The organism is Rahnella perminowiae, assembly GCF_019049755.1.
Lineage (GTDB): Bacteria > Pseudomonadota > Gammaproteobacteria > Enterobacterales > Enterobacteriaceae > Rahnella > Rahnella perminowiae.
Genome location: NZ_JAFMOS010000420.1, coordinates 1 through 8,633 on the forward strand (window position 1 = coordinate 1; position 8,633 = coordinate 8,633).

An 8,633-nucleotide genomic window follows, 5' to 3' on the forward strand; every position below is an offset into this window, starting at 1 on the left:
CCACTAAAATTATTTAATTTTAGCTTCTTTGTAGATCACGTGTTGACGGACAACTGGATCGAATTTCTTCAGTTCCAATTTTTCCGGCTTAGTACGCTTGTTCTTCGTAGTGGTATAGAAGTGACCAGTACCAGCAGAAGAAACCAGCTTGATCTTCTCGCGAACACCTTTAGCCATGATGCAGTTCCTTAATACTTCTCACCGCGGGCACGCAGATCGGCCAAGACCGTCTCAATACCCTTCTTATCAATAACACGCATACCTTTAGCAGATACACGCAGAGTTACAAAGCGCTTCTCAGCCTCAACCCAAAAACGGTGGGAGTGCAGGTTCGGCAGAAAACGGCGTTTGGTCGCGTTCATTGCGTGGGAACGGTTGTTACCGCTCACCGGGCGCTTGCCAGTAACTTGGCAGACTCGGGACATGTCTATTCTCCAAAAATCAAATCAGCTCGAGCTTCGTATAGGGTATGGCCGCCTCGTCAGGCTTTTAGAGCCCATCTCAGCAAACTCCACTGAGAACCGACTCACTGTCGTCGGGTAAAAAACCAATTCATCAGGTCAGAAACCTGCTGAGATAGGCTCTTAACGCCAAACCCAAGATTCTCAAAGGTGGCGTAGTATACGCTCTGTAGCGTAAGTGCTCAAGTCCCGAACAGCTAAAGATCCCTAAGGATCTTCAAAAAACGACGCTAAATCCAGCCGCGTTCGGCAAAAGATACCGTTTCTCCGTGGCCTACAACCAAATGGTCAAGGACACGAATTTCCAGCAGCTGGCACGCACGAATAATCTGTTCAGTCACTTTTCTATCCATCAGGCTGGGCTCAGCCCGACCAGATGGGTGATTATGCGCCAGAATTAGGGCTGCCGCATTAACCTTCATCGCACCACGAACAATTTCGCGGGGATACACTTCTACGTGCCCAATAGTACCAGCAAACATCTCCTCATGGCGAATAACGCGATGCTGGTTGTCGAGAAAAAGTACCAGAAACACCTCTCTTTCCCGAAAAACGAGTAAATTCTGCAAATATTCGCGGATGACTGCGGGGCTGAGCATCGCATTTTCAGCACTCAGATGGCGCAAGTAGGCGCGGCGGGATAATTCGGATACGGCTACCAGCTGTGAAAACTTGGCCACTCCCATTCCTTTTGTGCGTGCCATGGTGTCAAAATCGGCCTTCAGTAATTTAGGTAATGAACCAAATTCATCCAGCAGATTTTTTGCCAGCTCCATGACATGCAATCCCTTGCATCCCGTGCGCAAATAGATCGCCAGCAACTCCTGATCCGTCAGCTCTTTCGCTCCCTGTTGCAATAATTTTTCGCGCGGTGGCATCTCTCCCGGCCACGGGTCTTGCTGTTTCGTCATCCTGACTCCTTTTCGCGGCGATTGTGGCACAACATTCTCCCCGTCGTGAGGTCCGGTGCGTCAGCTTGCGAGATGTTACGCAGAATTTTTATTCCTCAACTTTCGTAGTATCGCCAATAGCTGTCATCATTCCCCGTTATGCTAAAATGTCGCTTCTTTCAGCTTTCAACTAATCGGACAATGATGATGACGGGACTTTCCGGCAAACATATTGTGCTCGGTATCAGCGGTGGTATCGCTGCCTATAAAGCACCAGAACTGGTACGTCGCTTACGTGAAAGAGGCGCTGAAGTCCGCGTCGTCATGACAGAAGCGGCGAAATCTTTCGTGACGCCGCTGAGCCTGCAGGCGGTTTCCGGCTATCCGGTTTCTGACGACCTGCTTGATCCGGCGGCCGAAGCGGCAATGGGACATATCGAGTTAGGGAAATGGGCAGATTTAGTCATTATTGCCCCCGCCACTGCGGATTTGCTGGCTCGCATGAATGCCGGCCTGGCAAATGATCTGCTGACAACGGTATGTCTGGCGACTGCGGCACCGGTCGCAGTACTGCCTGCGATGAACCAGCAAATGTATCGTGCGGCCGTCACACAAGAAAACCTGCAAAGCCTGGCAGCACGGGGCACATTGATGTGGGGTCCGGACAGCGGCAGTCAGGCCTGCGGTGATGTGGGGCCTGGACGTATGCTGGATCCGCTGGTGATTGTTGATATGGCGAATACGCATTTTTCTTCACGCAACGATCTGGCGCACCTGAACATTATGGTGACCGCAGGCCCGACCCGCGAGCCTCTGGACCCTGTCCGCTTCATCAGCAATCACAGCTCCGGCAAAATGGGTTTTGCGATTGCCAGAGCCGCCGCTGAACGGGGTGCCAAAGTGACACTGATCGCCGGGCCGGTAACACAACCGACGCCCGCGAATGTCCGCCGTGTTGATGTGGAAAGTGCGCTGGAAATGCAACAAGCCGTGCAGCTTTCGGCGGCATCTCAGCATATTTTCATTTCCTGCGCGGCCGTGGCAGATTATCGCGCAGAGCGTATTGCTGATGAGAAGATCAAAAAGCAAGGCGATGAAATCACGGTAAAAATGATTAAAAACCCTGATATCGTTGCGGGTGTTGCAGCGATGAAAGAGAACCGACCTTACGTCGTGGGGTTTGCCGCTGAAACCCAGAATGTGGAAGAATACGCGCGGCAAAAAAGGATCCGTAAGAATCTGGACCTGATTTGCGCCAACGATGTTTCACGTGCCGGGCAAGGTTTCAACAGCGATTCCAATGCTTTGCATCTTTTTTGGCAGGACGGGGATAAAATCTTACCGCTCAGCGATAAGTCCCTGCTTGGTCAACGATTATTAGAAGAGATTGTCAGCCGTTATGATGAAAAAAATCGACATTAAAATTCTCGACCCGCGCATCGGTTCGACTTTCCCTTTACCGGCTTACGCGACACCCGGGTCTGCGGGTCTGGATTTGCGCGCCTGTCTGGATGCTTCAGTAGAGCTGAAACCGGGTGAAACCACACTGCTGCCAACCGGTCTGGCTATTCACATTGGTGATGCTAATCTGGCGGCGGTTATTTTACCTCGCTCCGGCCTGGGGCATAAACACGGTGTCGTTTTGGGTAACCTTGTCGGTCTTATCGACTCTGATTATCAGGGCCAGCTGATGGTGTCGGTGTGGAACCGCGGTCAGACAACATTTGTTATCGAACCAGGCGAGCGTATTGCTCAGATGGTGTTTGTGCCTGTCGTTCAGGCTGAATTCAATCTGGTGGAAGATTTTGACGCCAGTGAACGCGGCGAAGGTGGTTTTGGCCATTCAGGTCGCCAATAAGAACCTGTTCAGCACCGCTGATTTTGACGCGATATTGAACAGATCCTTATCACTATCAGACCGTAACAACACATAGGGAACGAAATAAGCCGCAGGATCACAGTGATTCATGCGGCAGTTGTGCGGTTTCTCCATGATTTTAGCCGTTTTTTAGCAAGGGTCTATTCAGACATGGCAGAGAAAGAAACGACAAAAAGGAACAGGCGCGAAGAGATTTTGCAGGCCCTGGCGCAAATGCTTCAGTCCAGCGATGGCAGCCAGAGGATCACGACTGCAAAACTCGCCGCCAGTGTAGGTGTTTCAGAAGCAGCGCTTTACCGTCATTTTCCCAGTAAAACACGCATGTTTGACAGCTTAATCGAGTTTATCGAAGACAGTCTGATCACCCGTATCAACCTCATTCTGCAGGATGAGAAAGATACGTTAAACAGAATACGTCTGATTTTGCTGCTGATTTTGGGCTTCGCCGAACGTAATCCGGGACTGACCCGAATTATGACCGGTCATGCCCTGATGTTTGAACAAGATCGCCTGCAAGGCCGCATCAATCAGCTTTTTGAGCGAATTGAAGCGCAACTGCGTCAGGTGCTTCGGGAAAAGAAAATGCGTGAAGGCAGCGGATTCATCAGCGATGAAACTCTGCTCGCCAGCCAGTTACTGGCATTTTGCGAAGGAATGCTGTCGCGTTTTGTACGCTCTGAGTTTAAGTACAAACCGACGCAGGATTTCGATACCCGCTGGCCACTGATCTCTGCTCAGTTGCAATAAAACCTGCCCGGCAGAGGCAAACATCAATATCAAAAAGGGCCGAAAGGCCCTTTTGTTTTACTCATAGGATAGTGACTACATTAAACGCCATATTCCTGCTGGTAAGCCCGGACAGCCGCCAGATGATCAGCCATTTCCGCTTTCTCTTCCAGGTACTCAATCAGGTCAGCCAGCGTAATAATTGAAATTACTTTGCAATGGTAATCACGCTCAACTTCCTGAATAGCAGAGATATCCGCACGTCCGCGTTCCTGACGATCAAGAGAAATCAATACGCCTGCCAGAGTGGCTTTGTTCGCACTGATGATTTCCATTGATTCACGGATAGCGGTACCGGCAGTAATCACATCGTCGACCAGCATGACACGGCCCTGTAACGGGCTGCCGACCAGCAAGCCACCTTCACCATGATCTTTGGCTTCTTTGCGGTTAAAGCAATATGGCACATCGCGCTCATGATGCTCAGCCAGAGCAACGGCAGTGGTCGTCGCGATGGGAATACCTTTATAAGCCGGACCAAACACTAAATCGAAATCAATATTGGAATCCATCAATGCTTCGGCATAAAAACGTCCCAGTAACGCCAGATCACGGCCAGTATTAAATAAACCGGCATTGAAGAAGTAAGGACTGATGCGCCCGGACTTCAGGGTAAATTCGCCGAATTTCAAAACCTGTTTGTTCAGTGCGAACTCAATAAACTGGCGCTGATAGGCTTTCATTGATGGTCTCCTCGATAACGTCTTGTTTCTCATTGTCAGCCCGCAGGCCATAAAAAAGGCGACTTCTCAGTCGCCTTAAAAAATTATTCCGCCAGCGCCGCTTTCTGCGCCTGGAAGATAGTGTCGATGCCCTCTCGTGCAAGAGCAAGTAAGCCGAGTAACTCTTCGTGGCTGAACGGCTCACCTTCTGCGGTGCCCTGCACCTCAATCATGCGGCCATCTTCCATCATCACGACATTCATATCGGTTTCTGCCGCTGAGTCTTCAACATATTCGAGATCACACAGTGCTTCGCCTTTCACGATACCGACAGAAACTGCAGCAACCATACCCTTCATCGGGTTCGCTTTCAGTTTACCGGCAGCTACCAGCGCATTCAGCGCATCGGCCAGCGCAACACAAGCACCGGAAATGGACGCAGTGCGCGTGCCACCATCCGCCTGTAACACATCACAATCGAGCGTAATGGTGAATTCACCCAGCTTTTTCAGATCGACGGCTGCGCGCAGGGAACGGGCAATCAAACGCTGGATTTCCAGAGTACGGCCGCCCTGCTTGCCTTTTGCGGCTTCACGGGCATTACGGGTGTGGGTAGAACGTGGCAACATGCCATACTCTGCGGTGATCCAACCTTGTCCCTGACCTTTCAGAAAACGCGGAACACCTTCCTCCACCGTCGCGGTACACAGCACTTTGGTATCACCAAACTCCACCAGCACGGAACCTTCAGCGTGTTTAGTGTAATGGCGGGTCAGTGTTACGGGGCGCACTTGTTGTGCATTTCGGCCTGCTGGACGCATGGATACTTCTCCGGGTCGCGAATCATGTTTGGCTGCGCATTATACGGACTTCGCGAGGTAATGCCTATCATGACCCGCTCGCGGGGGCTATAATCGCTTCATCTTTACATTAACAGGTACGCATACATGATCCGTAGTATGACCGCTTATGCCCGACGCGAAATTAAGGGTGACTGGGGCAGCGCAGCGTGGGAACTCCGCTCCGTAAACCAACGTTATCTCGAAACCTACATCCGTCTGCCCGAGCAATTCCGCAGCCTGGAGCCGGTTGTCCGTGAGCGTATTCGCGCCCGGCTGACCCGTGGTAAAGTCGAATGTAATTTGCGTTTTGATCTCGACCCTGGCGCACAAAGCACGTTACAGCTTAATGAAAAGCTGGCGAAACAGCTGGTTGAAGCGGCGCAATGGGTGAAAATGCAAAGTGATGAAGGCGAAATTAATCCGCTGGAAGTCCTGCGCTGGCCGGGCGTTATGCTGGCCGAAGAACAGGATCTGGACGCTATAAGCACCGAACTGCTGCTGGCGCTGGAAACCGCACTGGATGATTTCATCAGCGCGCGCGAAAGCGAAGGTGCAGCACTGAAAACGATGATCGAACAGCGTCTCGACGGCGTGAGCGCAGAAGTGGTGAAAGTCCGCGCCCAGATGCCAAATATTCTGCAATGGCAGCGCGAGCGTCTGGTCAGCAAACTGGAAGATGCACAGGTCCAGCTGGAAAATACCCGTCTGGAACAGGAACTGGTTCTGATGGCACAGCGTATCGATGTGGCTGAAGAGCTGGACCGGCTGGAAGCGCACGTCAAAGAAACACACAAAATCATGAAGAAAGAAGAAGCCGTGGGCCGCCGTCTTGATTTCATGATGCAGGAATTTAACCGCGAATCAAACACGCTGGCGTCTAAATCCATCAATGCCGATGTCACAACGTCAGCTATCGAGCTGAAAGTATTGATCGAACAAATGCGCGAGCAGATTCAGAATATCGAGTAAATCCTCTGCCCTGCTTAATAAAAAACGCCTCAGGTCATTAAAGTCCGAGGCGTTTTTTTATGCGTCAGCGAAAAAGGAAATTAGTCTTCCCAGCGTTTCAGCAGTACGCAGGCGTTCACGCCACCGAAACCAAAGCCGTTTGACAGCGCGTACGTAATATCATGTTTCTGCGCGATATTACCTACAATATTCAGCCCCGCTGCCGCTTCGTCTTTGTTTTCCAGATTCAGCGTCGGAGGAACAATTTGGTCGCGTACGGCCAGAATGGTGAAAATGGTTTCCAGCCCGCCAGCCGCCCCCAACAGATGTCCGGTTGCAGATTTGGTAGACGTGACAGCCAGTTTACCGTCAGTGCCGAACAGGGTTTTAATCGCATTGATTTCACCCAGATCGCCCACCGGCGTAGAAGTTGCGTGAGCATTCAGATGCTGCACGTCTGAAGGCTGAATACCTGCCTGGCGCAGCGCGATTTTCATCGCGCGGCCCGCACCGTTGCCATCTTCCGCACCGGACGTCATGTGGTAGGCGTCACCGCTGGTACCGTAACCGACAATCTCAGCCAGAATTCTGGCGCCACGTGCTTTCGCATGCTCCAGTTCTTCAATCACCAGCATGCCCGCGCCTTCGCCCATAACAAAACCATCACGTGCGCTGTCGAACGGACGGGAAGCTTTTTCCGGATGATCTTCATGCCCGGTAGACATGGCTTTCGCCGCCGCAAAACCCCCCAGGCTCACAGTATCGATAGCCGCTTCCGCGCCGCCACACAGTGCAACATCGGCTTCGTCATTGCGAATCAAACGCACCGCATCACCAATCGCCTGAACACCTGCCGCGCAAGCCGTTACCGGCGCGCCAATCGGGCCTTTAAACTGATGTTTAATGGAAACCTGACCAGACGCCAGATTCACCAGGAACGACGGTATCGTGAAAGGCGACAAACGCTTAGCGCCACGGCTGTCGTTGGTACGCACGGCATGGGCAATCGCCGGGAAGCCACCGATACCCGAACCGATGACGGTTGCTGTACGTTCCTGTTGTTCCGGTGTTTCGGCTTTCCAGCCCGCGTCAGCAACGGCCATATCGGCAGCAGCCATCGCAAACAGGATGAAACGGTCCATTTTTTTCTGGTCTTTTGGTACCACGAACTGATCCGGATCGAAACCAGACTCAGGATCCTGTTCTTTAGTTTGTACCTGACCACCAATTTTCACGGTCAGTGTTTCTACAATTTCTTCCGGCAAAACACGGATACCAGACTGACCGGCCAGCAGACGCTTCCAGATAGTTTCGATATCACAGCCCAGAGGACTCACAGCCCCCATGCCGGTAATAACCACTCGACGATGAGTCATAAACATTCCTCTCTGTCTGTATAAGACGTAAGTTTCCGCAGGCGATATATGAACCGGCCAGAAACGGGTTTCTTGATAATAACGGCTGACAGTATGTGACGAATTACGTTTTTGTAAACCCGTAACCCAAAATTTTGTTGCGTCTACTTTGCCAGACTTCGCAGGACCAGGCTGGTGATCGCCTGAACACGCTCTTCCAATTGTTCAGGTGTTTTTTGTTCCAGCAATAACGGATGCGAAAATGGCGTTGTCACCGTGGTGATCGCCATACAAACCTCATCCAGTGGCGTTTTACGCTCAAACTCACCGGACTCCCGGCCATCGGTAACCACTTTTTCAACAATGCTGTAAATCATAGCACGATGATTTAATGTCGATTTCCATTGCTGAGCCGACGCTGTTGCAGCCAGATCATGCAATTTCCTGTCCTGGAAGAAGAGATCCAGACTACGCGTCAGCAGCGTTTTAAAAATAGATCTCAGGCGCAGGGTCGCACTTTGGTTACTTTGCGCAATAACCATGAGTGCCTCATCTATCTGACCCACCCGCTGCGAGCAAATAGCTTCGCCAATGGCCTGTTTCGATTCAAAAAATTTATAAATGTAAGCGCTTGAAACACCGATGGATTTGGCAAGATCAGCCACTGATGTTTTGGCATAACCATAAAGACGAAAGAGCTCAAAGGCCGCATTTATAATTTGTTCACGACGTTCATGCTCGGCAGGTCCACGCTGTGTTAACGCAACCGGAATATCGGGCTTCATACACTCCTCCGGAGCAGATTTAACA

The 8,633-nt window shown here is 51.3% G+C and carries 11 protein-coding genes; 4 read left to right on the plus strand and 7 right to left on the minus strand.

What is annotated here, in order from left to right:
• Positions 1-9: 9 nt before the first annotated feature.
• From rpmG to radC, 3 genes are all read right to left on the minus strand, one after another.
• On the minus strand, positions 10-177 hold the full coding sequence (gene rpmG / locus J1785_RS06305; protein WP_004392084.1) for a 50S ribosomal protein L33: 168 nt from the start codon (positions 175-177) through the stop codon (positions 10-12).
• Positions 178-188: 11 nt separating this feature from the next.
• On the minus strand, positions 189-425 hold the full coding sequence (gene rpmB / locus J1785_RS06310) for a 50S ribosomal protein L28 (protein WP_004931195.1): 237 nt from the start codon (positions 423-425) through the stop codon (positions 189-191).
• A gap of 266 nt (positions 426-691) precedes the next feature.
• Complete coding sequence (gene radC, locus J1785_RS06315; protein ID WP_129992192.1) at positions 692-1,372, minus strand: RadC family protein; 681 nt, start codon at positions 1,370-1,372, stop codon at positions 692-694.
• Positions 1,373-1,555: 183 nt separating this feature from the next.
• Between radC and coaBC the strand changes: the two genes are divergently transcribed.
• The 3 genes from coaBC to slmA all read left to right on the plus strand — a co-directional run bounded on the left by coaBC (position 1,556) and on the right by slmA (position 3,977).
• Positions 1,556-2,773, plus strand: coding sequence for a bifunctional phosphopantothenoylcysteine decarboxylase/phosphopantothenate--cysteine ligase CoaBC (gene coaBC / locus J1785_RS06320; RefSeq protein WP_217157268.1), 1,218 nt, complete (start codon positions 1,556-1,558; stop codon positions 2,771-2,773).
• The gene (gene dut, locus J1785_RS06325; RefSeq protein WP_013577627.1) at positions 2,751-3,209 is read left to right on the plus strand and encodes a dUTP diphosphatase; all 459 of its coding nucleotides are present in this window, start codon (positions 2,751-2,753) and stop codon (positions 3,207-3,209) included. Before coaBC ends, dut begins: the two co-directional genes overlap by 23 nt.
• Before the next feature lie 171 nt (positions 3,210-3,380).
• Entirely contained in the window at positions 3,381-3,977 is a 597-nt protein-coding gene (gene slmA, locus J1785_RS06330) for a nucleoid occlusion factor SlmA (RefSeq protein WP_013577628.1), read from the plus strand.
• Positions 3,978-4,057: 80 nt separating this feature from the next.
• Here slmA and pyrE read toward each other — a convergent pair whose 3' ends face one another.
• The gene (gene pyrE / locus J1785_RS06335; RefSeq protein WP_129955268.1) at positions 4,058-4,699 is read right to left on the minus strand and encodes an orotate phosphoribosyltransferase; all 642 of its coding nucleotides are present in this window, start codon (positions 4,697-4,699) and stop codon (positions 4,058-4,060) included.
• 83 nt (positions 4,700-4,782) lie between these two features.
• On the minus strand, positions 4,783-5,499 hold the full coding sequence (rph, locus tag J1785_RS06340) for a ribonuclease PH (RefSeq protein ID WP_129992194.1): 717 nt from the start codon (positions 5,497-5,499) through the stop codon (positions 4,783-4,785).
• Positions 5,500-5,625: 126 nt separating this feature from the next.
• Between rph and J1785_RS06345 the strand changes: the two genes are divergently transcribed.
• The gene (locus tag J1785_RS06345; RefSeq protein ID WP_015699232.1) at positions 5,626-6,489 is read left to right on the plus strand and encodes a YicC/YloC family endoribonuclease; all 864 of its coding nucleotides are present in this window, start codon (positions 5,626-5,628) and stop codon (positions 6,487-6,489) included.
• Between the two features lie 80 nt (positions 6,490-6,569).
• On the opposite strand, the gene fabF is transcribed toward J1785_RS06345, so the two are convergent.
• Complete coding sequence (gene fabF, locus J1785_RS06350; protein ID WP_129955266.1) at positions 6,570-7,844, minus strand: beta-ketoacyl-ACP synthase II; 1,275 nt, start codon at positions 7,842-7,844, stop codon at positions 6,570-6,572.
• A gap of 143 nt (positions 7,845-7,987) precedes the next feature.
• A partial coding sequence (locus J1785_RS06355; RefSeq protein ID WP_238483105.1) for a TetR/AcrR family transcriptional regulator occupies positions 7,988-8,633 on the minus strand: 646 nt, incomplete at its 5' end.

Bases quoted from the DNA above. Each gene is read 5' to 3' on its own strand.
- coaBC (WP_217157268.1), top strand. From the start codon at position 1,556: ATGATGACGGGACTTTCCGGCAAACATATTGTGCTCGGTATCAGCGGT.
- J1785_RS06345 (WP_015699232.1), top strand. From the start codon at position 5,626: ATGATCCGTAGTATGACCGCTTATGCCCGACGCGAAATTAAGGGTGAC.
- radC (WP_129992192.1), bottom strand. From the start codon at position 1,372: ATGACGAAACAGCAAGACCCGTGGCCGGGAGAGATGCCACCGCGCGAA.
- slmA (WP_013577628.1), top strand. From the start codon at position 3,381: ATGGCAGAGAAAGAAACGACAAAAAGGAACAGGCGCGAAGAGATTTTG.
- pyrE (WP_129955268.1), bottom strand. From the start codon at position 4,699: ATGAAAGCCTATCAGCGCCAGTTTATTGAGTTCGCACTGAACAAACAG.
- rpmG (WP_004392084.1), bottom strand. From the start codon at position 177: ATGGCTAAAGGTGTTCGCGAGAAGATCAAGCTGGTTTCTTCTGCTGGT.
- fabF (WP_129955266.1), bottom strand. From the start codon at position 7,844: ATGACTCATCGTCGAGTGGTTATTACCGGCATGGGGGCTGTGAGTCCT.
- rph (WP_129992194.1), bottom strand. From the start codon at position 5,499: ATGCGTCCAGCAGGCCGAAATGCACAACAAGTGCGCCCCGTAACACTG.
- rpmB (WP_004931195.1), bottom strand. From the start codon at position 425: ATGTCCCGAGTCTGCCAAGTTACTGGCAAGCGCCCGGTGAGCGGTAAC.
- dut (WP_013577627.1), top strand. From the start codon at position 2,751: ATGATGAAAAAAATCGACATTAAAATTCTCGACCCGCGCATCGGTTCG.